Below are 26,090 nucleotides of genomic sequence, written 5' to 3'. Positions count from 1 at the left end.
AGAGGCTGATGAGCCGCAGTTATTTACTGTAGACAGAGAACGGCAACTTCTCTCCTCATCTGAGGAAGGGGGTTACCGTTTTGTTGTTCTAGAACTTCACCACTTCCTGAAAAGCCTTTTTGGGCTTCAGGTTTTGGTCGAAGAGCAAGGGGTAGTTTTTGCGGCCAGCGACGGGGTACGTATCCAGCCAGCTGTACTGGTCCGAGACGTTCCAGAAGGTGACGCCGGTCAGCACGTTCTTGTAGTCGCGGAAGACGCGGAAGAACATCTTGTACTGCTCCGCCTGCTTCTGCTCCAGCTCCGGCGTGTAGGCATCCGACTCGCCGGGGCGCTTGGCGCGGCGCTCCTTTTCCCAGGGGTAGATGGACACGTCCAGCTCCGTAATCTGCACTTTCAGGCCCAGTGTGGAGTACTGCTCAATGGCCTTGCGCAGCTCCGCCTCCGTAGGCTCCTGCAACGACCAGTGCCCCTGCAGGCCTACGCCATGAATCGGCACGTTGGCGTCTTTCAGCTTCTTGAGCAGCTTATAGATTCGCTCGCGCTTTTCGGGCCGCTCGGTGTTGTAGTCATTGTAGAAAAGCTGGGCTTTAGGGTCGGCTTCGTGGGCGTACTCGAAAGCTTTTGCAATGAAATCCTCGCCGCATATTTGGTACCACTCCGAGTTGCGCAGGAACTCCTGGGGGTTGTCGGCAATGGCTTCGTTCACCACGTCCCAGGCGTATATCTTGCCTTTGTAGCGTTTCACTACGGTGAAGATGTGGTCGTGCAGGCGCTTCAGCAATACTTCCTTGCTCACCTGCTTGCCCTCGGCATCCTTGAACAGCCACTTGGGCGTTTGCTCGTGCCAGAGCAGGTTGTGCCCCCGCACGCGTAGCTTGTTGGCCTGCGCGAAGTCCACGATGGCGTCGGCGTCGGTCCAGAAGTAGCGGTTTTCCTCCGGATGAATCGGGCCCATTTTCATGGCGTTTTCCGGTGTCACGCTGTTGAACTGCTGCTTGATGAGCTCGGCCTCACCACCTTTCAGCTGCCGGGCACCCACGGCTACCCCAATCGGGAAGTAGTTCTTGTAGGCCTCTTTCAGCGTTTTTTCGGAGGCCGGGCGCTGGCTGCTAAGCAGGCCAAGTCCACCAACCAGCAGAGCCGCCAGAGAGAGTTTGCGCATAGGAAACAGGGTGGTTTTCATAGAGGTTGAAAGGGCTTATTTGACCGTCATGCTTGATATGGAGTCCGCGCAGTCGAAGCATCTCGCGCGCTGCAATGAGAACGTCGTAGAGACGCAAAATTTTGCATCTCCTCGTTGCTGATATTGTTTACCCGAAGCTGTTCTAGGCCAGTCGTTCAACGTCGAGATTCCAACTATTGCGTCTCTACAATCGAGCCTCAGCATGACCTCGTCATTTGTTCATTTTCTACTTCAGCTCAAGAACCACTACCGACTGGGGTGGCACTTCCACGGCCAGTTTATCACCGCGCTGTTTGGCGCCGCTGAAGCTGGCCAGCTTCACGGTGTTGGGCTTATCGAAGGTGTTGTAGTCGTTGACTTTCGGCGAAGTCAGAATGCGGCCCGAAACGGATTTCCAGTTCACACCAGCCAGCGTAGTTTCCAGCTTCTGGCTCTTCTTGGTATCGAGGTTCACTAGGGAAATATGCACCACGCCATTCTTGTCTTTGGAGGCGGAAGCATTGAGCGCCGGGATTTTCTCGTTGCCCATCACGTACTCCGGGCTGGTGAATTGCAGCGGCAGCAGCTGCGCATCCTGATGCACCTGGTAGAGGTCAAAGACGTGATAAGTGGGCGTAAGCAGCATCTTTTCCTTATCCGTGAGGATGAGTGCCTGCAGCACGTTGATGGCCTGGGCCAGGTTGGCCCCGCGCACCCGGTCGGCGTGGTTGTTGAAAATATTGAGCGTGGTGCCGGCTACAAGGGCATCACGCAGGGAGTTCTGCTGATACAAAAAGCCGGGGTTGGTGCCGGGTTCCACATCGGTCCAGACACCCCACTCGTCCACCAGCAAGGCTACCTTCTTTTCGGGGTCGTATTTGTCCATGATGGCCGCGTGCTTCGTCACGATGGCCTCCATTCGTAGGCAGTTGCGCATCGTGTTGAAGTACTCCTGCTCATTGAAGCCGGTGGCCTTGCCCTTGCTGCCCGTCCAGCTGCCAGTGGGCAGCGTGTACTGGTGCAAGGTCAGGCCCCACATCATGTTCAGCGGGATTTTCTTCATGCACGTTTCCGTCCAGTTGGCGTCGTCGCCGTTGGCACCGCTCACGATTTTTTTGAGCGGCGGCGAGCTGGGGTAGTTGTGCGCGAAAGTAGCGTAGCGCTTGTACACGTCGGTGTAGTAGTCGGCCGTCATGTTGCCGCCGCAGCCCCAACTTTCGTTGCCAATGCCCCACCACGAAACGCCATACGGCTCCGGGTGGCCGTTTTTGCGGCGCTCCATTACCAGAGGCGTGTCGCTGTTGGAGTTGAGATACTCCATCCAGCCGGCCATTTCCTGCACCGTGCCGCTGCCCACGTTGGCCGCCAGGTAAGGTTCGGTACCGAGCAGCTTGCACAGCTCCAGAAACTCATGCGTCCCGAAGGAGTTGTCCTCTAGATTATTGCCCCACCACATGTTGAGCATTTTGGGGCGCTGGGCCGTGGGCCCTACGCCATCGTGCCAGTGGTAAGTATCGGCAAAACAGCCGCCGGGCCAGCGCAGATTGGGCACCTTAATCTTGCGCAACGCCTCCACAATGTCCATCCGAATGCGGCCCTGTTTGGGCACATTCAGCTTCTCATCCACCCAAAATCCATCGTAGATGCACCGCCCCAGGTGCTCGGCAAAATGCCCGTAGATGTGCTTGCTGACCTGCACTTTCGGGTCGCCGGGCTGCACGGTCATTTGCACGGTTTGGGCTGCGGCCCCGTAAGCCAGTCCCAGGCCTAGGCCTATGGTTAGGGCAGCATGGCGCAAGGCAGTTTTTTTGGTGGCGCGAGGAAATGGAACGGAGAAGAAGGTCATGGGTGGATTTGATGGACTGAAACTGTTTAGGCGTAAAAAGAACGTCATGCTGAGCGCAGTCGAAGCATCTCGCTCGCATCATTGAGTTACTAACCCAACCTCAGCACGCGAGATGCTTCGACTGCGCTCAGCATGACGTTCTTACCCGACTCGATTACAGACGCATAAAACGGCCCCGGCCAGCCCCCCAATTCCCTTTCCCCTGAGTAGCCGGCCGGTTTCGTTTTTTATTGCTTAGATGTACTGATTGATGATGCTTTCCAGCCACTCCTGCTTGCCGCTGCGGGGCGTTGGCTCACCCGATTTATGGGCAATGGTGCGCAGGTCTTCCAGCGTCAGCTGGCCCTTCTCGTAGGCCTGTCCCTCCCCCGAATCGAACGAGGCGTAGCGCTCCGTGCGGAACTTGCGGTAGGGCGACTTCTCCAGGATGTCGTTGGCTACTACCAGGGCGCGAGCGAAGGTGTCCATGCCGCTGATGTGGGCGATGAAGATGTCCTCCAGATCCGTCGAATTGCGGCGGGTTTTGGCGTCGAAGTTGATGCCGCCGTGCTTGAAGCCGCCGTGCTCCAGAATGATGAGCATTGACTCGGTCAGCTCGTTCAGGTTGTTGGGGAACTGGTCGGTATCCCAGCCGTTCTGGTAGTCGCCGCGGTTGGCGTCCATCGAGCCCAGCATGCCAGCATCGGCAGCTACCTGCAGCTCGTGCTGGAAGGTGTGGCCGGCCAGCGTGGCGTGGTTTACCTCTAGGTTCAGCATGAAGTCGTTCTCCAGGCCGTGCTCCTTCAGGAAACCGATTACCGTGGCAGCATCGAAGTCGTACTGGTGCTTGGTGGGCTCAGCGGGCTTGGGCTCAATGAAGAACTTGCCGGTGAAGCCCTGCTTGCGAGCGTAGTCGCGGGCCATGGTTAGGAAACGACCCATATGCGCCTGCTCACGCTTCATGTCGGTATTGAGCAGAGTCATGTAGCCCTCGCGACCACCCCAGAACACGTAGTTCTCGCCGCCGAGCGCAATAGTCGCGTCAATGGCGTTCAGGACCTGCGTGCCGGCGTGCGCTACTACCTGAAAATCGGGGTTGGTGCTGGCGCCGTTCATGTAGCGCGGGTTCGAGAATACGTTGGCCGTGCCCCACAGCAGCTTCACGCCGCTGGCCAGCTGGTGCTCCTTGGCGTAGGCCACTATCGTCTGGAGGTTGCGCTCATACTCCTGCAAAGAGGAGCCTTCGTCTACCAGATCAATATCATGAAAGCAATAATAGGGTGTACCGAGCTTGGTGAAGAACTCGAAGGCAGCGTCCATCTTATCCTTGGCGCGGCCCACAATTTCGTGGTGGGCATCCCAGGCAAACTGCTTGGTGCCGGGCCCGAACGGGTCGCCGCCGGTGCCGGTGAAGGTATGCCAGTAGGACACCGCAAAGCGCAGGTGCTCCTTCATGGTTTTGCCCGCTACCATGCGATTCTCGTCGTACCACTTAAAGGCCAGCGGGTTATCCGACTCGCGGCCCTCAAACTTAATGGTATCGATGCCGGTGAAGAACTCCGTTTTAGAAAGCGTGTTGGTGGACATGCTGTTGGGTGATTTGTTGTGGTAGAATCGAATTCAAATTTTCTTGCCAGCGGGCGTAGGCCACCTGGTACTGCTCCTGCAGCTCGGGCGTAGGCATCTGGGTCAGGATGCGCTCTAGGCCTATGAAGGCGTCGTCGGTGCTGGCATACACACCGGCTCCTACGCCAGCCCCACGGGCCGCGCCCTGGGCCGCATCGGTGTTATAGAGCTCCAGCTCTACCCCAGCGCAGTTCACAAACGCCTCTCGGAACACGGGGCTCAGGAACATGTTGGCGTTGCCGGCCCGCACCTTGCGCACCTGCACACCTGCTTGGCGCATAATGTCGATGCCGTAATTGAGGGCGAAGACGATACCTTCCTGCGCGGCGCGCAACACGTGGCTGCGGCTGTGCACGTTGAAGTTCAGTCCGCGCAATTCGGCGTTGGTAGGCCGGTTTTCCAGAATACGCTCAGCCCCGTTGCCGAAGGGCAGGAACACGAGGCCCTCCGCTCCTACTGGCGCCTGGGCGGCCAGCTCGTTCATTTCGTCGTAGGGGATTTCGCCTACTACTTTGCGCAGCCAGCTATTCAGAATGCCAGTGCCATTCATGCACATCAGTACGCCGTTCTTAGGCTGCTCTGGTGTGCTGTTTACGTGCACAAAGGCATTCACGCGGGAGCGTGGGTCGGCCGTGGGCGTTTCGCTGATGCCGTACACCACGCCGCTGGTCCCGGCCGTGGCGGCTATTTCGCCGGCATGCAGTACGTTCAGCGAGAAGGCATTATTGGGCTGGTCGCCGGCGCGGTAGCTGATGGGTGTACCGGCATGCAGGCCTAGCTCCTGGGCCGCTTCTGGCGTCAGGCGGCCCTGCTCCGAGAAGGTTTCTACTATTTCGGGCAGCAGGTCGTGGCCGATGCCATAATAGTCCAGAAGATCCTGCGCAACGGCTTGCTCCCGGAAGTTCCAGAACACGCCTTCCGACAGGCCCGAGACCGTGGTTTGCATCTGGCCCGTCATCTGGTAGGCGATGAAGTCGCCGGGCAGCTGAATCTTGTGGATTTGGGCGTAGATAGACGGCTCGTTTTCCTTCACCCACTTCAGCTTGGAAGCAGTAAAGTTGCCGGGCGAGTTCAGGTAATTGCTGAGGCAGTGCTCCTCTCCTAGCTCGGCAAAGGCCTGGTTGCCCAGCTCCACGGCGCGACTGTCGCACCAGATAATGGCGGGACGCAGCACTTTGCCTTGCTTATCGAGCAGCACGAGGCCGTGCATTTGATAGGTGATACCGATGCCGGCTACCTGAGAAGCATCAAAGCCGTAGTTATGCTTGAGCTCCTGGGTAGCATTGATGGCTTCTTGCCACCACCGCTCGGGGCGCTGTTCTGCCCAATCGGGAGCCGCCACGGTAATTTCCATCTCCTTTTTGGGCGACGTCACGCTGGCCAAGCATTTGCCGGTTTCTGCGTTGAGCAACGCCACCTTAACGGAGGAACTGCCGATATCAAACCCGAGTAGGTATTTCATGGGTGGAGCTGAGAAGCAGAAGAAGTGGCCTGCAAGCCGAATTAATGGTAAATTCATATTTACCATACAAAGCATAAGCAAACCATGCATGTGGTGTGTAACCACTCACCCCCTGCTTGCGCCTCATTTGATAACCGAATATACAGCAACAAACTTTACGGAACGCCGGATAAAAAAGGCTTTAAAACGCTAAAATCTAAATAAAACTATCGAAACCGTTATCGGAAACGGTTTCGATAGGTAGCATAGCTCAATTTTATTTTCGTAGAATATCTTCAAATAGTCAAACGCATAAAACGCGAACCTCCTTCATGGCGACTCGCGTTTCATATCTAATAATACTATTTATTTAACCCAACTTGTTCCTCTAGGCCAGTGTATTTCTCCCGTCTGCAGCTGATTGGGTGCTCTGACACTGCGTACACAAAGCCTTACTGGCCTAGCGAGCTGAAGCGAGAATACCCAAAGGCTTACGTTAGAACTGACCCATGAAGTCGTGTTCGGCCTTATTTCAGACGCAACCACTTGTTCTTCTGGGCTACTTGCACCACCGTCCGGAAGGCCGGCTTAGACGCATAGTTACGGTCGAACAGCAGTGGGTAGCTGGTGCGCCCTCTAATAGGCCAGTCATTCAGCCAGGAATCTGCATCTGTAACGCCCCATAGCGTGATGCGGTCAATGACGTCGCGGTGTTTATGAAACAGGGCGAACAGGTCAGCATACCGTTTGGATAGTTGCAGCTGCACCGAGTCGGGCAGGCCTGCTTGGTACGGGTTGTATTGTGTGGCGGCGGCGTAGTTTTCGGAGATATCAGCACCCTGCCGGCGGCTGGGGTTGGGCAGCACATCAATATCCAACTCGGTAAAGTTTACATGCACCCCCAGTTTTGAAAAGGCCACAATGCTTGCTTCAATCTGCTCAATACTGGGCCGTCTCAGCCCATAATGTCCCTGCATCCCGATAGCCGTTACCTTGATGCCTTTTGCCTGTATGCCTTTCACCAGCTTAATCACCCCCTCCCGCTTTTCCGGGCGGTATAGGCTGTAGTCGTTGTAGTAGAGTTCGGCTTTGGGGTCGGCTTTGTGGGCATACTCGAAGGCTTGGGCAGCAAAGTCTTCGCCGAGAATTTCCAGCCACTTGGTTTTGCGTAGGTCCCCTTGCTGGTCATCAATGGCTTCGTTTAGCACATCCCAACCGCCAATCTTTCCTTTGTAGCGCCCTACTACAGTATTGATGTGTTCTTCCAGACGCTTCAGCAGCACCTCCCGGCTTACCGGTTTGCCGGCTTCATCCTCAAACACCCACTTCGGCGTTTGTTGGTGCCACATGAGCGTATGCCCAATGATGAACATCTTGTTCTGCTGCCCGAAGGCTACGTACTCATCGGCGGGCTTGAAGTTATAGGTAGTGGGTTGTGGGTGCACCGGCCCCCACTTGAGTAGGTTCTCGGGACTTATCGTGTTGAATTGCTGCTTAATGAGGGCCGTGGCTTTGGCATCTTGGCCGTTGGTTTGGCGGTAGTTAAGTGCCGCGCCCACGTAGAAATCCTTCTTAAACGTGTCTTTCAACGTGGGCTGCGCCTTTTGCACAAACCCCAGAGCAACCCCAGCCAAGGCACTAGTAAGCAGAATGTTTCTTGTTTTCATAGATCTAGGGATTACAAAGGGCGTGGGTTCTTTCCTTCTTCACCCTAAAAGGACGCATGAAGGAGATGAGACTGGCCTAGCTTAGTTGGTTTGGAAGGTGGAGGCTGGTAATCCTTCCTTGTTGTAGAGCTTAGTGCCCTCTGGGTTGTCGGCCCAGGCGTAGCGCACGGATACGGGCTGCGGCACCTGGTCGCTCCAGACGACCACCTTGTTGCCTTCAATTTTGGCGTTGGCCCACACGTACTTCTTGTCGGCGCCAGCAATGGCGAAGTACTGCAACTTGTCGCCGCCCTTCGCTACCAGCCCGCTACCGGTGTTGGTAAAAGAAAGGGTGACTTTGTTACCATTCACCTGCATCGACTGGTACAGGGGCCCCATCGCCACGATCTTTTTCTCTCCGTAGGCCACTGATTGTGCTGCCAGCGCGAGGCGGTGGCCTACCGTCTGCTTATCCAAGGGATGAATATCGTTCCACTCGCCCACATCGAGGAGCACTGCCATACCCGTATTGGGGACAGTCAGCGTGCGGCGCTGCGCATCACGCAGGGCGGCCCATCCACTCTCGCTGGGCTCCTTCCTTACGGCCATAAAGTTGGGCAACTGCGCGTATACGAATGGCAGATTGGGGCGCTGCAGCTGCTGCCGCCAGTCGGTAATCAGGGAGGAAAGCAGGGCCTGGTAATCCTCCGGGTGGCCGGCGTTCGACTCGCCCTGGTACCAGAGCACGCCTTTTACGGCGTAGGGCAGCACGGGCGCAATCATGCCATTATACAGTCCGCCGGGCTGGTACTGGAAGGTGGTGGTACCCGGTGTAGGCGACATAGTAGCGCCCAGCTTATACTGCCAAGGGCCGCGCAAGTCAATGGTTTGCCCGCCTGCCTTAAGCTGGTAGGTTTTATCCATAGTAAAGCCCCCGCGGCCCCCGTTGCTGATGAGACGCACCACTATCACGTTTTTGCCGGCCTTCAGCACGCCGGGCTTGAAATCGTACTTGCGGGGCGGATACTGGTAGCCGGTAGTGCCCACCAGTTGGCCGTTGATGTAGGTAGAGTCAGCGTCAATCAAGGTGCCCAGCTCCAGGCGGCCCGACTGGCCTACCATGTTGGTGGGCACGTCTATCTCCTTCCGAAACCATACAACGCCATTCACCTGGCCTAGCGGGGTTTGGTTAGCCCAGTAGCCCGGCACGTTCATGCTGGCCCAGCCGGTGGCATCGTATGTAGCGGCCGACCACTTCGGTTGGCCCGGCTGTTCGCCCTGGTCGGTTTGGTGCAGGCGCTTATACCAACCGGCCACGGCAGCACCTTCGCGCTGCCTGATTCCGGCCACCAGGGCACTGTCGCGGTATTTGGCGCCTTGCTCCTCGTAGGCAGGAAACTTCTTCAGGGCATCGGCGCTCAGCCAGGCCTCCGCGGGCGAGCCACCCACGGCATCCTTGATAATGCCTACCGGCACCTGGTACTTGGCGCTGATTTCCTTGGCGAAGAAGTAGGCTACGGCCGAAAACTGCAGGATATTCTGTGCATCGGCAGGTACCCAGTTGCCGCCCGTCAGATCGGCCTTGGGCCCCGTGAAGGCGTAGGTCAGGGGCACCGTGAACTGCCGGATGCGGGGGTTGTTGGCCTGGGCTACTTCCTGCGGGTACTTGTCGCGCACCCGGCTCATGGGCGTCTCCATGTTCGACTGCCCCGAGCAGAGCCACACGTCGCCCACATACACATCCTTCAGGGTGATGTGGTTGCTGGCCGTAATATCCAACTGGTACGGACCGCCGGCTTTCAGGGAAGGCAAGCCGATTTGCCATTTGCCGTCGGTACCGGCGGCCGTCTGGTAGCTTTTGCCGTTGAACTTCAGGGCGATTTTCTCGCCGGGCTTGGCCCAGCCCCAGATGTTCACTTTCGTGTCGCGCTGCAACACCATGCCGTCGCTCACCAGCTTCGGCAGGCGTACTTGTGCGTGAGTGTGGGCGGGAGTGAGTAGAAAGCTGCTGAGTGCAGCCAGCACTAGGCTGCGGCGGCCCAAGGCTGAGGACCAAGATGAGATAGAGCCAGTGAGAGGAGAATGAGTCATATGACTACAGGTTGTACTACTAAAGTTTGATGTTGTGAGTGGGACTCGTTTAGGAAGGAGATGCAACTGGCCTAGCAGTGCTTCTTTCAAGCATCATGCCCTACAATCTGCTATCGGGCTACTAGCGTTGTGCTGGGTCGCGGGACGGAGTACGCTTCAAGGTGGTACTACTAGGCCAGGATGTGCTCGAGTATGGGTCGCTTTTGTATTGCAGCTAACCTGAGACGTGTGAGTCTGCTCCTACCCTGCTTGCCGGCCCAAGGACGCCAGGTTACCGTTGGGGCCGCATATCATCGGCAATAACTGCCTCAAGCGTGTGCATGGGGGGCTCGACGGTGGCAGGAATGGGCATATGGCTGAACTGTTGGAAATACAGCAAACAGGCATCTTTCCACTGCACGGCGTTGCCACTCTGGCTCCGGAGCTTGTTCTGTACCGCTGCAAACCGCTCGGCGTCTACGTAGGGCTGGGTCTGGTCCCAGATACGCTGAAACTGCCGCGCCTGCTGCACCCCTTTATCGTAGTGCGCGCACAGCTCATTCCACAACGTATTGCCCGATTTCATTTTGAAATCCCAAGGCAAGTGATTGAACCATAGCAGGTACTCATCGGGGCAGGTATTGGGGTTATTTAGCTGCGAGGCCAGCGGCTCGTGGTACTGGCTCACCGCATCACTCCCCGCTTTAGTGCGGTCGAAGCCCACCCCGTTCTCACTGGCCTGGTGGTAGTAGCCGGGTGTCCAGTCGGCGCGCATTTTGGGTGGCGCCCACCACGGGCCGGGGCCATAATGCCCGCGCGTAGCCGACATAATGTGGTGCAGGCCTAGGGGCATGGAATAGTTCAAGACGGCCTCCCGGCTATCCAGCATCATCTGCTTTACCGGCGCTAGAAAGTTGGTATTCCAGTTAGAGTCTGTGGTGGCGCTGGCCGCTGAGCCAGTAGCTCCGGCAAACGTCAGTTTCAGCCACTCATCGGCAATCTGGGCGCTTTTCATCTGGTTATTCCAGGCCAGCCGACCAAAGGCGTACCAGTTGGCCTGGGCGAAATCATGGCCCGTCCAGTTCCGGTCTAGGCCAGTGTTGGCAACGCCGGCCATGGCCGTGTGCTTTTGCGGGTACACGCTGCCATCGGTGCAGCGGGCCACCGTGCTGCCAGGGCCGGCCTGGTAGGTGTCGCTTTGCAGGCACTCTTCCCACATGGTCGAGAGGAAAGCGAGGTCGGTGGAGTGGCCCAGGTACTCCTGCGTTATCTGAAACTCCGGCATCACGGAGGTCTTTTTCATGGCCCCGAACAGCGGGCTGAATGGCTCACGGGGCTGAAAATCGACGGGCCCATTTTTCACCTGCACAATCACGTTGTCGCGAAATTTGCCATCGAGCGGCACAAACTCATTGTAGGCCTGTTTGGCGCGGTCCTTATCCGTGGGGCTGTACACGAAGGCCCGCCACATCACCAGGCCGTGGTAGGGCTTGAGGGCATCGGCTAGCATGTTGGCGCCATCGGCGTGGGTGCGGCCGTAGTCCTGCGGGCCGGGCTGCCCTTCACTGCTGGCTTTCACCAAGAAGCCGCCGAAATCCGGAATCTGCCGGTAAATCTCCTTGGCCTTGCTTTGCCACCATTTCACCACGGCGGGGTCCAGCGGGTCGGAGGTCTTTAGGCCACCCAACAAGGCTGGCGACGAAAACTTCACTGCCAAGTAGGTTTTCACACCATACGGCCGCAGCTCATCAGCCACGGCTTTCACGCGGGCCAGATACTCCGCCGACAAGATTTTCGGCGAGGCATTCACATTATTGATAACAGCGCCGTTGATACCCACCGAAGCGTTGGCGCGGGCGTACTCCCGCCACCGGACTTTGTCGCGGTTGGTGGTTACGAACGAGCTGTCTTTGCGCCAGAAGATGGACTGCCCCGCGTAGCCGCGCTCCACGGAGCCATCGGGGTTATCCCAGTGGTTGAGCAGGCGGTACTCGTACGACGGGTTGGAAAGGTCAGCTTGCGCAGTTTGGCCCGTTTGCTGGCGCCGCAACAGCTCAAACACACCGTATAGCAGCCCTGCCTCCGTACTGGCCTGCACGCCAGTGGGACTGATGCGGTAACCGTCGTATTTAATGGCTTTATCCTTTCTAAGCGTCAGCGTTACGGTAGCGCCTGGATTGCCTTGCCAGCCTTGCTGCAATTCCTGCCGGGCCGTTGCCAAAACTGCCGAGTTTTTGGCAGTCGTCACCACCTTAACCGGCGCAGCCTGATGTGAGCGTAACCATAGCTGGTGGCCATCCTCGGCCTTGGCCAAAAGGCTCGCGCTCAGTAGTAGAACACTGAAAATAATTCGTTTCATCTGGATGCTTTCGTCGTTTAATTTCTACCAGCTCTGCAGGCCGATTTTACCTCCGCAGCTGAATCCGGCGGGTCTAGGCCACTGGCTGCTCTCACGGCCGTTAGCCACGGAACTGGCCTAGCACGTACGCTCCACGCGTTACTTCACCGACGCAACTCCCGCAGTTGTCTGCACTATTTTCTGGATGGAGCCATCCTTGTTATAGTGCAGCTCATCCACGCAAATGGAGCGGCGGTAGCTGCCACCGGTCGGCAAGGAACCATTGTGGTAGAGGAAGTAGCTCTTACCCTTGTAGTCGATGATGCCGGGGTGGGTGGTAAAGCTGTTGGGCACATTTTCCTGGATGATGCCGCGGTAGGTCCAGGGGCCGGTGGCGCTGGGAGCCGTGCAGTACTCAATCATTTCGGGCTTGGTGCCGGCACTGGCGTACACGAGGTAATACAGCTTTTTGCGTTTGTACACCCAGGGGCCTTCGATGTAGTTTTTGGGCGTAATCACGTTGATGGGGCCAGCCAGCTCGGTCATGTTATCCTTGAGCTTCACCCACCGGCAGCTTAAGTTGCCCCAGTACATGTACACCTGCTTGTCGTCGTCGACGAAAACCGTAGGGTCGATGTCGTCCCAGGCGTGGGGCTTGTCTTTGGTCATCTCATTTACGATGAGCGCCTTGCCAATAGCATCCTTAAACGGCCCCGTAGGCCTATCCGATACGGCCACACCAATGGCCGCACCGCCTTGGCTGTTGTCGTCCTTCTTATGGAACGTGGATACAAACCAGTAGAACTTGCCGTTGTGGTACACGCACTGCGCCGCGTAGGCGTCGCCGGTGGCCCAAGCAAAGGTCCGGGGCGAGAGACGCTTACCGTAGTCCTTCCAGTGCACCATGTCGGTGGTGGAGTAGATGCGCCAGTCGGGCATTTTGTAGTTAGTTTCCTGCACCGAGGCCGTGTCGTGGCTGGTATACAAAAACAGCGTGTCGCGGTACACCAGCGGCGCCGGATCGGCCGTAAATACGTCTTTGATAATCGGATTCTGCGCCTGCGAAGGCAGGTAAACACCGATAGTCAGCAGAGCGGCGAGCAAGGATTTTTTCATAGGACTGGGATGGAAGGACCAGGGAGAGACGAGCCGATAAGACTCTGAGGGTTAGCGGGCTTTTAGGGAATAGGACTTGCCTGCTTCGGTGGGAAAATCATACACGAAAGACGGCACCAGCGTGGGCTGCCCAGGCGTGGCTTTACTAGAAATCAGCGGAGGCTTAACCGGCAGCGTCTGGTAGAATGGGTTGGGGTTTTCGCCCTGCGCTTCCCGCAGTTTTAGCCCGCCCGAAGTGGCTACGGGGCTATGCACCCGCACGCGGCAGTTGCCCCCTAGCTTCGAGGTGATGCGCACGCGGGTAATCTGGCCCTTGTCCCAGGCCAGGTCTACCACGTAGCCGCCGCGAGCCACTAGGCCAGTTACTTCGCCCCTGGGCCAGGCGTCGGGCAGGGCGGGCAGCAGGTCGAGCGTGCCGTCGTGGCTCTGCACGAACAGCTCGGCCAGACCGGCGGTGCAGCCGAAGTTGCCGTCAATTTGGAACGGAGGGTGCGCATCGAGCAGGTTGGGGTAGGTACCTCCCCCCTCGCCCGAGTTGCCGCCCGCGCCGGAGCGCAGCCGCAACTGCTCCGTAAGTAATTTGTAGGCATGGTTGCCATCTTGCATGCGCGCCCAGAAGTTTACCTTCCACCCCATCGACCAGCCCGTAGATGCGTCGCCGCGCTGGGTGAGGGTGGTGCGGGCGGCCTCGAACAGCGCGGGCGTGCGGTAGGGCGAAATCTGCCCGCTGGGATATAGCCCATAGAGGTGGGAAATGTGGCGGTGCTGATCCTGGGGGTTGTCTACGTCCTGCAGCCACTCCTGCACCTGCCCATACTGGCCAATTTGCATGGGGGGCAGCCGCTCACGCAGTCGGCGCAGGCTATCAGCAAAGGGTTGATCAAGCTGGAGCAGCTCGGCGGCCCGGATAGTTTTGGAGAACAGGTCGAACACCAGCTGGTTGTCCATGGTAGTGCCGGCCACCAACGCAATCTGCTTGCCCTGAAGTTGGTAGTTGTTTTCAGGCGATACCGAGGGCGCTACTACCAGCCAGTGGCGGGTGGGCTCTTCCTGCAAAGCATCGACTAAGTAAGTTGCCGCGCCCTTAAGCACGGGGTAATATTCGCGCAGAAAAGCCAGGTCGCCAGTGAACTGGTAATGGTCCCAGAGGTGCTGCGAGAGCCAGACGCCGCCCATGGGCCAGAGGCCGTACTGCGGCGGGTCGACTTGCCCCGTGATGCGCCAGATATCGGTGTTGTGGTGCAGGGCCCAGCCGCGGGCGCCGTACATCTGTCGGGCACTTTGCTGCCCGGTCACACTCAGGTCCTTTATCATGCTGAACAGGGGCTCGTGCAGCTCCGTCAGGTTGGTGACCTCAGCCGGCCAGTAGTTCATTTCGGTGTTGATGTTCACCGTGTACTTGCTGTCCCAGGGGCCCCTGAGCTGGTCGTTCCAGATTCCTTGCAGGTTGGCCGGCTGCCCACCCGGCTGCGACGAGCTGATAAGCAGGTAACGGCCGTACTGAAAATACAAGGCCGCAAGCGCCGGGTCGTGGCCCTGCGCAAAGCCAGCAATTCGTTCGGGGGTAGGCAGCTGCGCGGCGGGCGTCACGCCTAGGTTCAGCGTCACGCGGTTGAAGTAGCGCTGATAGGCCACTACGTGGTCGGCCAGGGCCTGCTTGTAGGGCTTACGCACAGCAGCGGCGAGGTAGGCCGTGGCCCGCGCGTTTGGGTCGCCGCTTACGTCGTGGTAGTTGTTGAAATTGGTGCCGATGGAAATATACAGCGTGGCGCTGTTGGCGCGCTCAATTCTGATGCCCGCGTCGGTGGTTTGCACGGTGCCGCCATCGGCCACTGTCTGTATGCGCGTCTGAAAGCGAATTTTGCCTTCCTGGCCTTCGTGCTCACTGCCGCGCCCATCCAGCACCAGCTGGTCTTTTTCGACGTGGCAGGTGTACTGCATCAGGCTTTCCTCGCTCAGCTGGCAGCTGATCTGGCCCGGCTTGCTGGCCGTGAGCTGCACCACCACTACCTGGTCGGGCAGGGAGCTGAACATGTCGCGGCGGTACATCACGCCGCCCACCTCGTAGCTCACCGAGGCCACGGCCCGACTGATGTCCAGGTCGCGCTGGTAGTGGGTGGCGTTGTCGTGGCCCGGAAAGTCGAGGTACACGTTTGAGGCCATCTGGTAGGGCATGCCGCTGTTGCCGGCGGGCTGCATTTTGGCTTGCGCCAGGGCCTGCGCTTCTACTAGCTGCCCTGCCAGGAGCTGCTCCCGGAGCTGCCGCACCACGGGCAGCGCATCGGCCTTCACGTTGTTGTTGGGGCCGCCGGCCCAGATGGTTTCCTCATTCAGCTGGAGCCGTTCGCGCTGCGGCGCACCAAACACCATAGCCCCCAGGCGACCATTGCCGAGCGGCAAGGCCTCATTCCAATTAGCGGCCGGCTTATCATACCACAGCCGCAGGGGGGTAGGCTTCGGCTTAGCCGCCACACCCCCTAGGCCAGTTACCCAGCAAAGCAGCAGCAAACAGGCCTGGACTGGCCAGTGAAGGTTCCTCATCGGTGGGAGAAATGGGCGTTTAGATATTCAGGGATTTATAGGAACGTCATGCTTGATCTGGCGTCCGCGCAGTCGAAACATCTCTACTGCTTCGTTGCTAGAGACCTAGGCCAGTAATTAGTCAGAGGTAGAGATGCTTCGACTGAGGCTGCGCACCCTGGCTTGATGCGCCACATGCTCAGCATGACCGTTCAAACAGGACGGCCTTTTATTCATCATTAATCAACAGTGGCCTAGAACAGCTTCTGGGCAAACAGGTACAAATCATGGCGCCAGACGGGCCAGGTGTGGCCGCCGGGGTACTCGCTGTACACGTACTTGATGCCTAGCTCGTCCATCTTAGCGCGCATCACTTTGTTGTTGGCGTGGGCAATATCTTCGGGGCCGCCCATGGAGAGCCACAGCTGTTTCAGGTTGGTATTGATGGTGCCGGCATTGGCCTTCATGAAGGCATATTGCGGATCCGATAACGTGGCGTTGTTCGCAAAGAAGCCCGAGCTAAACACGCCCAGATAAGAGAACATATCGGTGTTCTTCATGCCGGCGTAGAGCGTCTGTAGGCCACCCATTGATAGGCCCGCCAGCGCCCGATTCTGCGCTCCTGGCGCAACGCGGTAGTTGCTTTCCACCACTGGCAGCACAGTTTGCTTTAGCTCATCTTCAAACCGCTTCAGCGTTTGCTCACCGAAACCCGCTAGGCCACCGGGGCCACCCATATTGCCATCCAGCATCACCACGAGCATGGGTTTGGCTTTTTTGTCGGCAATCAGGTTATCCAAGATTACGTTGGTTTTGCCTTGCTTGGCCCAGCCAGTTTCGTCCTCGCCGCCGCCGTGTAGAAGGTACAGAACCGGGTACTTAGCCGCGGTGTTGGCGTCGTAGCCGGCCGGTGTGTACACGAAAAACCGCCTCCAAGAATTGGTGACTTTGGAGAAGAAACGCCGCTCTCGCACCTCGCCGTGGGGCACGTCGCGCAGGGCGTAGAAGCTGGTACCCCGGCCGGGCATTTCAATGCCACTGGCCATGCGCCCCATACCGTAGAAGGTGTCGCTGGCGGGGTCGGCAATGGGCAGGCCATCGAGTACTAGGGAGTAGTAGTGCAGGCCCTGGCTCAAGGTGTCGGTGGTTACGGTCCAGGTGCCGCTGCTGTCTTTCACCATGTCGTATTTGCGGCCCAGGTCTAGTTGCGCCTGCTGCACGCCGGGAGCTTTCAGGCGAAATACGGCGCGGTTATCGGGCAGAATCTGGGGGTATTTGGCGTTGCGCACGTTGGTGGCCGCCGGCGCGCCCAGCACGGTGTAGGTAGGCAGTGCCGCCACATCCACGGGCTTGAACAACTGCTGTGAGAACATGTACAGCCCGTTTTTCCAGACCTTGAAATCGTGCCCGCCCGCTTCCAGATAGTACACGTGCGGCACGCGGTGCTCGTAGAGGTAGTCGTGGGTGCGCTGGCTGATGGAAAGCAAACCGTCCTGGTCGCCGCACGAAATCCAGAGGAGCTTCAGCTGCTTTGTGGCTTTGGCTGGGTCAGGCACCAGCTGCTCGGGCTGCTTGGTATTGGGGGCCGAGGAAAAGCCGCCGACCCAGGCAAATTTATCTAGGTTGCCCAGGCCAAAGTTCAACGACTGCCCCCCACCCATCGAGAGGCCGGCAATGGCCCGGTTCTCGCGGTTGGTGAGCACCCGGTATTTCTTTTCAATGAACGGGATGAGGTCGGTGAGCAGGTCTTTTTCGAAGTTGGCGAAAGCAGCCACCTTGTCGGGACCGTAGATATTGCCGATGGGCCGGTCGTCGGGCATGGCGCGGCCGTTGGGCATCACCACTAGCATGGGCTTAAGCTTGCCCGCCGCGTAGAGATTGTCCAGAATCACCTGCGGACGCCCGCCCTTGAGCCACTCCTTTTCGTCGCCCCCGATGCCGTGCAGCAGGTAGAGAACCGGGTACTTTTTCTGTTTGGAATAGCCCGGCGGCGTGTACACCAGCGCCTTGCGCACCGTACCCACGGTTTTGGAAGCGTAGCTGATGCTGTCGATTCGGCCCGTGGCAATACCAGCGGTAGGCTGGTCGAAGCCCTTGGGCGCTTCCATCAGCATTTTTTGGGCACCAGCACTGTTTACGCTCAGCAGCGCAATACTCAACACGATAGGGAATAGATTTCTCATAGTTCAGGAGTTGGCCTGCTAGGCCAGGTGGCCGGTGGGAAAATCGTGCGAATTGCCAGCTTAAGCCATTCTTCGTGTATCACTCAAACCTCACCCAATCAATCTCCACGGGCGAATCTGTTTTGGAGGCAACGAACAGCGAGTGGGTGCCGGGCCGGAAGGCCGACAGCGGGGCTTTCACCTCCTGCCACTTCCCTCCCTTCGGCACCGATACCTGGCCTAGCACTGGCCCAGTGGCGCCATCCAGCCGAATAAGCACCGTGGCACCGGCCGCCGCAGTTGCCCGGAGCGTGACCGTTTTGAGAGGTTGCTTGCCGAACGCCACGCCGTTGTATTGCACCCACCCTTGCTTGTTGGCGAATACCGTTTTCCAGCCCTGAAACTTGTTGGCGGTATCCAGGAAGGCGATGGACGTGCCACTCGCGCTTAGGCGGCTATAGCGGTCCAGCTGTATCTTCTGTTTGGCGCTGGACAGGCCTACGCCGCGCAGGGTGGGCACCACTTTTCGGATGGAACCGTCGGGCTCAAAAAACAAGCTATCAATGCGAACCGACCGGTTTTTGTCGAAGTTGGGCGACAGGTCGTTGTGGTGGTAGAACAGGTACCACTGGTTGTTAAGCTCCAGCAGGGAGTGGTGGTTGGTCCAGCAACCCGTCGGCGACTCGTCCATGAGCACACCCTTCACGGTGAATGGGCCCAGGGGGCTCTTGCTGGTGGCGTATTCCAGGCGCTCCGTCTTGTTGGCTACGTGCGGATACGTGAGGTAATACGTGCCTTTGCGCTCAAAAACATACGGTCCTTCTTTTAGGCCCTTGGTGGGCAGCTCACCCAGCGTAACGGGCTCAGCGGCCAGCTCCAGCATGTTTTCCTTCAGCTTGGCCCCGTAAATATTGTCCTGCGACCAGTAGAGGTAGGCCTGCCCGTCTTTGTCAATCAGCACGTTGGGGTCGATGCCGTGCACGCCCTTGATGGGCAGCGGCTGCGGCACGAAGGGGCCGGTGGGCCTATCGGCTACGGCCACCCCAATTGTGAAGCCTTTCCCGTTGGTGGTGTCCTTCGGGGTGGTGGGGAAATAGAAGTAGTACTTGCCGTTGCGCTCAATGCAGTCGGGCGCCCACATGCTATAGCTGTCGGGCTTCACCCAGGGTACCTTGTTTTGCGTGACGATGACGCCGTGGTCGGTCCAATCGGTGAGGTTGGCGGAGGAAAACACGTGGTAGTCCTCCATCACAAACCAGCCCGCCCGCCCCCGCCCCGGAGCGGCAGGTATGTCATGCGACGGATACACGTACACCCGCCCGTTGAACGCGCGCGCCGTTGGGTCGGCAGTGAACTGATTGGTAATAAACGGGTTTTGCGCCTCGGCCGCGCCGCCCATCAGGCAGCCCAGCACCACTAGGATATAGGATAGTCTTTGTTTGAGCATGAGTGGGTAGGAATTTCGAATAGGTTTGAGGAGGCAAAAGGGCATCATGCTTGATCAGGCACGCACTTATTTAGCCCCAGAAAGAGTGTCGGCCACCCGGAGATAATCGAAATCGGCGTAGCCCCCGCCGCTCTTGGTGGCATAGTTGAACAACCCGAACCGGTAGCCCATGAAGTGGGGCAGCGTGTAGGCCATCTTGAGTGGAGTGCCAATGGCTTTCCACGCTTTGCCATCGAGGCTGTAGTAGAAAGTGGCCACGTCCTTGCGCTCCGTAAAATCACACTCCGCCTTGAAATAGACGGTATTCTGGGCCAAGGGCAGGCGCTGCAGCTCCACGGGCTTTTCCGTTTCGGCGCTTACCATCACAATGGATTTCACGCCGTTGCGACTATCTACGCCCACTAGGCCATACCGCTTTTGCAACAGGGCTAGGCCAGCAAAATCCCCATCCTTCAGGTGCGACACATCCAGGGCCGTAGAGCCAGCGCAGGTTGGCCCGATGGTGCGCTGGGTGAGGGTATTGCGAGCCAGCAGGAAGGTGGTGTCGGCGCGGCCGGTTTTGAGGCGCAGGTAGCCGGGGCGGTCCGTCAGCGACCAGAGGGAGTTTTCGGGGTTGTGATTCCACTGCCATACCAGCGGCAGCGCCGGCTCGCCCTTGCGCCGGCTAAAGTCATCTGAGGCAAGCAAGCTCGGAATCAGGCCCTTGCTGGGAGGCAGAGGCAGCGTTTGTGGCACCTTACCGGCCGGACTGCCTAGCACGGGCCACCCATCGGCCCAGGTCACGGGTACCAGGTACGGAATGCGGCCTACGGCGCCATAATCGCGGAACAAATAGGAAAACCAGCGGCCATCGGGCGTATCAATGAGGCCGCCTTGCGCCACGCCCAGGTCTTGCAGCGCCACCCGACCTTCGTAGGGGCCCGTTAGCTTATCGGCCCGGTGCACCACCACGGTACGCATGCCGCCTTTAGGCCAGGTGATGTTGAAGAGGTAATACTTGCCCTTGATTTTGAACAGCTGCGAGCCTTCGGCGGGCAGGCCTAGGTTGGGGCCGGCCGGGGCACTGGCGTTTTCAATGAGCACCTGCTCCGTAGCGCCGGGCTTTACGCCAGAAGCGTCGGCCGTGAGTTCTATCAGGCGCAGCTTGCCGGCACCGTACACCAGATACACGCGCCCATCGTCGTCAAAAAACAGGGAATGGTCGTGGTAGCTGGGTTTGAATGACGACACTTTCCAGGGGCCTTTCTCGATATTCTGGGTGGAATACACGTAGGTTTTGCCGGTGGTCTGGGCGAAAGTCGAAAGGTAGTACGTGCCCTTATTGAACCGTAGGCTGCTCGCCCAGGAGCCCCGGCCGTAGGTGCTTTTGCCGTTATTCAGGGTCAGCTCGTCCTGGCCACCCAGCGTATCGGAGGCATAGCCCACCAGCTGCCAGTTCACCAAGTCCTTCGACTTCATGATGGGCACGCCGGGGCTCATGTGCATGGTGGTGCTGCTCATGTAGTATGTCTGCCCCGCCCGTATCATCGAGAGGTCCGGCACGTCGGCGTAAATGATGGGGTTTTGCGCCTGCTTCACCTGCGCACGAAGCGGCGAAGCAATGGCAGATGCTAGAAGAAGGCCGGCGAGTAAAATACTGTGCTTCATCGGGCAAGGTATGGGCGAGGGAGTATTGAGCAAGCGTAGAATTAGTGCTGTGCAGGCTTGATAGCCTGATACTTGCCGCTCAAATGCATTAGGCTAAACAGGTATAAGAGGCCGTCGTAATAGGGGTCGAAATAGCCATCCTCATAAGGCGCTAGCTTGGCGTTCCAGATCGCATGCACGAAGGCTAAGTCCCGGTCTTGGTGCATGAGCGAGGCCGACGCGCTGGTAGCCACTAGGCCTAGGGAGTGCCGCAACTTCTTGACGTCGCCGGCGGGCAAGATGAAGTCGGGCCGTGAGCCGTCCACATTGAACTGGTCTTCGAACGTGTTCAGCCCCTTGCCACGCAGGAATCCCTGAAAGCGACGCGCGTATTGCTCCTGCCAGGCCTTGTCCTTGCCAAACCACACATAGTCCATGGCAATGTTCATAGGCACCCGCCACGAATCGTAGCGGAAGGCGGGCGGTGCCCACTTGGTCGCGTGGGGCTTGCCGCTGAACTCGGTGTAGTCGTAGTTGAGGCCGGTGGGCGCGGCACATGCTCGGTGCAGAAACGCCCGCGACGTATCGGCGCAGGCCCGGTAAAACTGCTCGTGTCCGTCTTTAGCGTAGGCGGCCCATACCTCCATAAAAGCCGGCACATGGTACGAGGGGTCGGTCCAGGTATACATATCCCCCACCGGCACAAAGGATATCTGCTTTTGCTGGGTGTTGATCAGGTTGTACACGCCACCGGTGCCGTCTTTTTTCCAGGAAGCATCCAGAATGCGGCGAGCCTCTTGGTAGTAATTGATGCCGGTAGCATTGCCCCAGCGGTTGGAGGCAAACAGCAGGCTCGTAACGAAGTACAGCTCTCCATCGGAGGCAGGGCCCTCCGAGTTGCGCTTCATCGTGGCGGTGTTGATGCTCCAGGCAAAATAGCCTTCCAGCGGGCCGCTTTGGTGTTGCAAATACTTCTTCGACCAGCGCCAAAGGCGGTCAAACACCTGCTTTTTGTCGAGCTGTACGGCTACCATCATCCCATACGACATGCCTTCGGTCCGGGCATCGTGGTTTTTCACGTCCGACACGTAGGCCATTGAATCACCCACTTCGAAGTACACCTTGTTGGGCCCCTCGAATACATCGTGGTAGGCCTGGGTTACTTTCTGGTCGATGGCGGCCTGATTGTAGCCGGCCTCCCGCAGCAGGCTAGGGTACTTGCCCGTGTAAAAAGCCCCTTTCCGCATGGCGGGAGCCGGCTTTGGGGCGCGCTGAGCGGCCGCGCTACCTAGGCCTAGGCCAGCGTACAACAGGCCTAGCGCTAGCAACCCAGCCCGGCTGCGGTGAAGAAAAGAGGAACTTGTTTTCATAGAGTCTAGGCAAATGGGCGGCGGTGTGGAGCTTCGCTTGGGCTGCCCGTTTGGTAGATGGGTAGGAAGCATTGGCGAACGAGGAGCTAGGGTTGCACCACGAAGCCGCCCCGTGCGGGCAGCGTTACGCTGACGGTGTTGCCCGCCACAGCCTGTGTGCTGAAGCTGCGGTTGGTGTCCCCATCAGTAATGAGCGTACCACTTTTGAGGCCTAGCTTTCCCAGATCAACTTGAATGGTTTTGGGCGCGTCAGTAGCGTTGATGCCGGCCACGTACCACCCGCCGCCGGGCGCTTGGCGGGCCAGCACCGCGTACTCGCCGGGGAAGCCATCGAGCAGCTTCACGTCGGCCCAGCGCGGGGGTAGTTTCTTCACGAAGTCCTGCACGTAGGCTGGTTGCGCGGCCATGCCCTCCGGCACCTCGGCGTAGTGCTGAATGCCGGACTGAAACAGCACCGACAACGCCAGCTCAAACGCATTGGACGTGCGGCGCTGTTTGCCCCGGATTTCGGAGAAGGCCATGGGCGTGAAGTCCATCGGCCCCACGGCGTTGCGGGTGAAGGGCAGCGTGGCGCAGTGCGTGGCCTCCTGGTCGGTGTTACGCTGGTCGAAGGTCAGGAACTCAAATCCTTTCACCGCTTCCATCGTCATCAGGTTGGGATAGGTGCGGTTCCAACCCCTCGGGATAGTGGCGCCGTGAAAGTTGACCAGCAGACCCGCCTGAGCAGCATCGACGAGCAAGTCCTGATAGTAGTTCATGAACGACTGTCCGTCGCCGCCGAAGAAGTCGATTTTCACGCCAGCTACGCCCATTTGCTTAATGCGGGCAAACTCCCGGCGCCTACTTTCGGGCTCAAACAGCACGTTGGTGGGCGTTTGCGGGGCCTCGTTCCAGTGACCGTTCGAGTTGTACCACACCAATAGGCCTACGTTCTTGGAGCGGGCATACTGGGCCAGCTCCTGGGTTTTGTCGTAGCCGATTTGCTTGTCCCAGAGGGCGTCCACTAGGCAGTAGCGCCACCCCATGTTGGCGGCGTAGTCGATGAAGCGGCGCTGTACATCGTAGGTGGTGTTCTGGTCCCCCATCAGCACCCACGACCACGACGAATTGCCAGGTGCATAAGGCAACGCGGCCGTTTGGGCGGGCGCGCTCAGGTCCGTCGTCAGCGTCGATTCCACAATAGGTGCCAACGAATTACCCACTACTACCACGCGCCAAGGCGTGCGCCACGGCAGGCGGCTTTCGGGCAGCAAGGCCGCGTCGGGTGTCGTTTTTTCGGGCAGCTGCGGGAAGGCCACGGCGTACTCGGCATCGGGCGACTCGTGGGCCAGGTGGGTGCCAGCGTAATTGCGGCCCATACCGGCCTCCGTCAGCAACACCCAATGACCAGCGGTTTGAAACAAGGCCGGAAACGACCACCCCTGCCCAATAGTAGAAGGCGTGCCGGCTGCAATGCCACGCTGGTAGTTTTCCTCATATGAGGGCTGCGTGTTGGCGAAGCCAGTCTGAGCCTTGGCGTGCGGGTGCAGCCACCCTTTGGCGCCGGCGGGCAAATGAAACGTGGTGCTCTCGGCCGTGATGCGTTGCACCTCCTGGCTCGTGCCTTCCACCAAATACTGAAACGCCACCCCATCGTTCGATACCTGAAATACCACGCTGAGCTGCGGCGCCCCAGCTGCTCCGGTAAAGTGCAACACGCGCCGGTTGGCCCGGTAGTGGCAGTTGGCGCGCTTGTCGGTGGCGAGCTGGTAGTCGTCAGCTACGATAGTTTGCTTGTCGGCTTTCGTCAGTTTGAGGCCTTGCGTGAGGTCGGCGCTGGCGAGGCGGAGGCCTAGGTGCGAGGGGCGTAACAGCTCGGCCTGGCGGTAGCGCACGGCGTAAGTAGGCTGCCCCTGAGGCGTTACATCTACCGTCACCAGCACGGCACCGTCGGGACTAGTGATCTGGATAGGCCTAGCGGCCTGTGCTGCCGCGAATGGAAGGGCCAATAGACTCAAAAACAAGTAAAAGCGCATAGAAAGCAAGCGTAGCAGACGGCAGATTATTTCTTGTACACGGGGTCGTGCCCTTCGTATTTCAGCCACTTGAAGGAGGCCGTGTTGGTGGTCGGCTGGCCGGCGGAGGTGCCATACATGCCGTACAAGCAGCCGATGAAGCCGCCCGCCACCTGCGTGCTCAGGAAGCGCGCGTCCACTTTATCTTTCAGCAGCGTGTAGTTTTTGCCATCCTCCGAAAACCGGAAGCTGTAAGTGTCGCCGTCAGCGTTGATGCGCAGCTGCACCTTGCCGGCCGCTGCTTTCAGCGGTGCTTTGGCCAGTAGCTCGGTGTTCTTGGTGTCGGTCGTGCTCTTGAGCAGTTGCACGACGGGCTTGCCATTCTCGACCGATTTGCAGAGATAATAGAAGTGCTTTTCGTCTTGGAACGCCACTAGGCCTGCCGTTTCGTTGGCCGCCTTGGCCGCAAAGGTCAGCTCGGTTTCGGTGCTGCCATACATGTGCTGTTGCCGCTTGCCGATGAAGGCTGGGTTGCCAGTTTCGGCCACTGTTTCGGGCTTCAGTTTCAGGGTGAGGCCCTTGGCCTTACTCAGCGAGAAATTGGTGCTATCAACCGTGCGCATAAACAGTAGCGCGGGGTCGAGTTGCTTCTCGAAGGTGAGCGTGTAGCTGAAGTTGCCACTCTGGGGGCGGGCGCCAGGTTGCTTCACTTCGGGGAAGTTGGCTTTATAGCTATACTGCACGCCATTTGGCCCAGGGTCCATTACAGGCCACTCGTCTTTCCACACCACCGGCACGATAAACGTCTCGCGGCCCGTGTTGTAGAAATTGCCTTCATAAGGCCGCACGGCCAAGAAAATGGCGTAGGTCTTGCCATCGGGGCCCTCCACAAACTGCGCGTGCCCCGCCGAGGTGATGGGGTCTTTGCGGTCCTTAGGCAGCTCACGCTGCGAGAGAATGGGGTTCTTATCGTAAGGCACAAAGGGGCCTAGCGCCGCCTTGCTGCGGAATACCACCTCGGTGTGGTTGACGGAGGTCCCTCCTTCTGCCGCGTACAGGTAATACCAGTCGCCGCGCTTCATCAGGTGCGGCCCTTCAATCCAGACAGGCTTTTTGCTCAGGTCTACGCCGCCATTCACCACAATCTTGGCCTCGCCTACGGTTTGCAGCGTCTGCGGATTCAGCTCGATTATCTTGATGGACCGGTGCCCGTCGTAGAGAGGCTTATTCTCGGGCGGGTCGCTGTTATAGATCACGTAGGCCTTGTCGCCCTCGAAATACAGGGAGGGGTCGATACCCCGCACCTCCGGCAGAAAAGTTGGGTCGCTCCAAGGGCCGGCGGGGTTTTTGGCCGTTACTACAAAGTTGCCTTTGTGGTCAATCTGAGTGCAGGTGACGTAGTAGTTGCCGTTGTGGTACTCAATGGCTGGTGCAAATAATCCACGCGTCATCCGGTCGCCCATAAACGTCATTTGCGAGGGACGGTCAATGACGTTGCCAATCTGCTTCCAGTTTTTCAGGTCTTTGCTATGCATCACCGGAATACCAGGGAAGTAAGAGAACGTAGAATTAACCAGATAGTAATCCTTGCCGACTTTGGTAATACTTGGGTCCGGATAGAAACCTGTTAGAATGGGATTAACTAACTCAATCGATTGTGCAAATAGGCCATGGCTTTGCAGCGACAAAGCCATGGTGGCAACGAGTAGTGCTTTTAGTTTCGTTCGTTTCATACTGTTTGGTGAAG

The 26,090-nt window shown here is 58.4% G+C and carries 15 protein-coding genes; all 15 read right to left on the bottom strand.

Features of this window, described 5'->3' with window-relative positions:
- Nucleotides 1-88: 88 nt before the first annotated feature.
- The 15 genes from CFT68_RS02070 to CFT68_RS02000 all read right to left on the bottom strand — a co-directional run bounded on the left by CFT68_RS02070 (nucleotide 89) and on the right by CFT68_RS02000 (nucleotide 26,076).
- Nucleotides 89-1,162, bottom strand: a complete 1,074-nt coding sequence (locus CFT68_RS02070) for an endo-1,4-beta-xylanase (protein ID WP_245815250.1) — start codon at nucleotides 1,160-1,162, stop codon at nucleotides 89-91.
- 247 nt (nucleotides 1,163-1,409) lie between these two features.
- Nucleotides 1,410-3,008, bottom strand: a complete 1,599-nt coding sequence (locus tag CFT68_RS02065) for an alpha-N-arabinofuranosidase (RefSeq protein WP_088841764.1) — start codon at nucleotides 3,006-3,008, stop codon at nucleotides 1,410-1,412.
- 234 nt (nucleotides 3,009-3,242) lie between these two features.
- Complete coding sequence (xylA, locus tag CFT68_RS02060; RefSeq protein ID WP_088841763.1) at nucleotides 3,243-4,574, bottom strand: xylose isomerase; 1,332 nt, start codon at nucleotides 4,572-4,574, stop codon at nucleotides 3,243-3,245.
- Entirely contained in the window at nucleotides 4,552-6,075 is a 1,524-nt protein-coding gene (locus tag CFT68_RS02055; protein ID WP_088841762.1) for a xylulokinase, read from the bottom strand. The genes xylA and CFT68_RS02055 overlap by 23 nt, the downstream gene beginning before the upstream one ends.
- Nucleotides 6,076-6,581: 506 nt before the next feature.
- Nucleotides 6,582-7,721: an endo-1,4-beta-xylanase gene (locus CFT68_RS02050; protein ID WP_088841761.1), complete on the bottom strand. Its 1,140-nt coding sequence runs from the start codon at nucleotides 7,719-7,721 to the stop codon at nucleotides 6,582-6,584.
- A gap of 81 nt (nucleotides 7,722-7,802) precedes the next feature.
- Nucleotides 7,803-9,791 carry a sialate O-acetylesterase gene (locus tag CFT68_RS02045; RefSeq protein WP_088841760.1) on the bottom strand — a complete coding sequence of 663 codons (1,989 nt, stop codon included), beginning with the start codon at nucleotides 9,789-9,791 and terminating at the stop codon, nucleotides 7,803-7,805.
- Nucleotides 9,792-10,062: 271 nt separating this feature from the next.
- On the bottom strand, nucleotides 10,063-12,129 hold the full coding sequence (locus CFT68_RS02040; RefSeq protein WP_088841759.1) for an alpha-glucuronidase: 2,067 nt from the start codon (nucleotides 12,127-12,129) through the stop codon (nucleotides 10,063-10,065).
- A 138-nt stretch (nucleotides 12,130-12,267) separates the two neighbouring features.
- Complete coding sequence (locus CFT68_RS02035; RefSeq protein ID WP_088841758.1) at nucleotides 12,268-13,224, bottom strand: glycoside hydrolase family 43 protein; 957 nt, start codon at nucleotides 13,222-13,224, stop codon at nucleotides 12,268-12,270.
- A 51-nt stretch (nucleotides 13,225-13,275) separates the two neighbouring features.
- Nucleotides 13,276-15,765 (bottom strand): glycoside hydrolase family 95 protein, encoded by a 2,490-nt coding sequence (locus CFT68_RS02030; protein WP_088841757.1) that lies wholly within the window; start codon nucleotides 15,763-15,765, stop codon nucleotides 13,276-13,278.
- A 233-nt stretch (nucleotides 15,766-15,998) separates the two neighbouring features.
- Entirely contained in the window at nucleotides 15,999-17,927 is a 1,929-nt protein-coding gene (locus tag CFT68_RS02025) for an alpha/beta hydrolase-fold protein (RefSeq protein WP_088841756.1), read from the bottom strand.
- Between the two features lie 79 nt (nucleotides 17,928-18,006).
- Nucleotides 18,007-19,353 carry a family 43 glycosylhydrolase gene (locus CFT68_RS02020; protein WP_088841755.1) on the bottom strand — a complete coding sequence of 449 codons (1,347 nt, stop codon included), beginning with the start codon at nucleotides 19,351-19,353 and terminating at the stop codon, nucleotides 18,007-18,009.
- Between the two features lie 66 nt (nucleotides 19,354-19,419).
- On the bottom strand, nucleotides 19,420-21,000 hold the full coding sequence (locus CFT68_RS02015) for a glycoside hydrolase family 43 protein (RefSeq protein WP_088841754.1): 1,581 nt from the start codon (nucleotides 20,998-21,000) through the stop codon (nucleotides 19,420-19,422).
- Between the two features lie 41 nt (nucleotides 21,001-21,041).
- Nucleotides 21,042-22,349, bottom strand: a complete 1,308-nt coding sequence (locus CFT68_RS02010; RefSeq protein ID WP_245815249.1) for a glycosyl hydrolase family 8 — start codon at nucleotides 22,347-22,349, stop codon at nucleotides 21,042-21,044.
- An 86-nt stretch (nucleotides 22,350-22,435) separates the two neighbouring features.
- Nucleotides 22,436-24,337, bottom strand: coding sequence for a glycoside hydrolase family 97 protein (locus tag CFT68_RS02005; RefSeq protein ID WP_212590356.1), 1,902 nt, complete (start codon nucleotides 24,335-24,337; stop codon nucleotides 22,436-22,438).
- 53 nt (nucleotides 24,338-24,390) lie between these two features.
- A complete protein-coding gene (locus CFT68_RS02000; protein ID WP_088841752.1) occupies nucleotides 24,391-26,076 on the bottom strand; it encodes a glycoside hydrolase family 43 protein in 1,686 nt (561 codons plus the stop codon).
- Nucleotides 26,077-26,090 lie beyond the last annotated feature (14 nt).

Origin of the sequence: Hymenobacter gelipurpurascens, from assembly GCF_900187375.1 — a bacterium.
Taxonomy (GTDB): Bacteria; Bacteroidota; Bacteroidia; order Cytophagales; family Hymenobacteraceae; genus Hymenobacter; species Hymenobacter gelipurpurascens.
This window is presented reverse-complemented; position numbering and strand designations above follow the sequence as displayed.

Excerpts from the sequence above, each read along its gene's own strand:
- CFT68_RS02070 (WP_245815250.1), bottom strand. The coding sequence starts at position 1,162 with ATGCGCAAACTCTCTCTGGCGGCTCTGCTGGTTGGTGGACTTGGCCTG.
- CFT68_RS02065 (WP_088841764.1), bottom strand. The coding sequence starts at position 3,008 with ATGACCTTCTTCTCCGTTCCATTTCCTCGCGCCACCAAAAAAACTGCC.
- xylA (WP_088841763.1), bottom strand. The coding sequence starts at position 4,574 with ATGTCCACCAACACGCTTTCTAAAACGGAGTTCTTCACCGGCATCGAT.
- CFT68_RS02055 (WP_088841762.1), bottom strand. The coding sequence starts at position 6,075 with ATGAAATACCTACTCGGGTTTGATATCGGCAGTTCCTCCGTTAAGGTG.
- CFT68_RS02050 (WP_088841761.1), bottom strand. The coding sequence starts at position 7,721 with ATGAAAACAAGAAACATTCTGCTTACTAGTGCCTTGGCTGGGGTTGCT.
- CFT68_RS02045 (WP_088841760.1), bottom strand. The coding sequence starts at position 9,791 with ATGACTCATTCTCCTCTCACTGGCTCTATCTCATCTTGGTCCTCAGCC.
- CFT68_RS02040 (WP_088841759.1), bottom strand. The coding sequence starts at position 12,129 with ATGAAACGAATTATTTTCAGTGTTCTACTACTGAGCGCGAGCCTTTTG.
- CFT68_RS02035 (WP_088841758.1), bottom strand. The coding sequence starts at position 13,224 with ATGAAAAAATCCTTGCTCGCCGCTCTGCTGACTATCGGTGTTTACCTG.
- CFT68_RS02030 (WP_088841757.1), bottom strand. The coding sequence starts at position 15,765 with ATGAGGAACCTTCACTGGCCAGTCCAGGCCTGTTTGCTGCTGCTTTGC.
- CFT68_RS02025 (WP_088841756.1), bottom strand. The coding sequence starts at position 17,927 with ATGAGAAATCTATTCCCTATCGTGTTGAGTATTGCGCTGCTGAGCGTA.
- CFT68_RS02020 (WP_088841755.1), bottom strand. The coding sequence starts at position 19,353 with ATGCTCAAACAAAGACTATCCTATATCCTAGTGGTGCTGGGCTGCCTG.
- CFT68_RS02015 (WP_088841754.1), bottom strand. The coding sequence starts at position 21,000 with ATGAAGCACAGTATTTTACTCGCCGGCCTTCTTCTAGCATCTGCCATT.
- CFT68_RS02010 (WP_245815249.1), bottom strand. The coding sequence starts at position 22,349 with ATGAAAACAAGTTCCTCTTTTCTTCACCGCAGCCGGGCTGGGTTGCTA.
- CFT68_RS02000 (WP_088841752.1), bottom strand. The coding sequence starts at position 26,076 with ATGAAACGAACGAAACTAAAAGCACTACTCGTTGCCACCATGGCTTTG.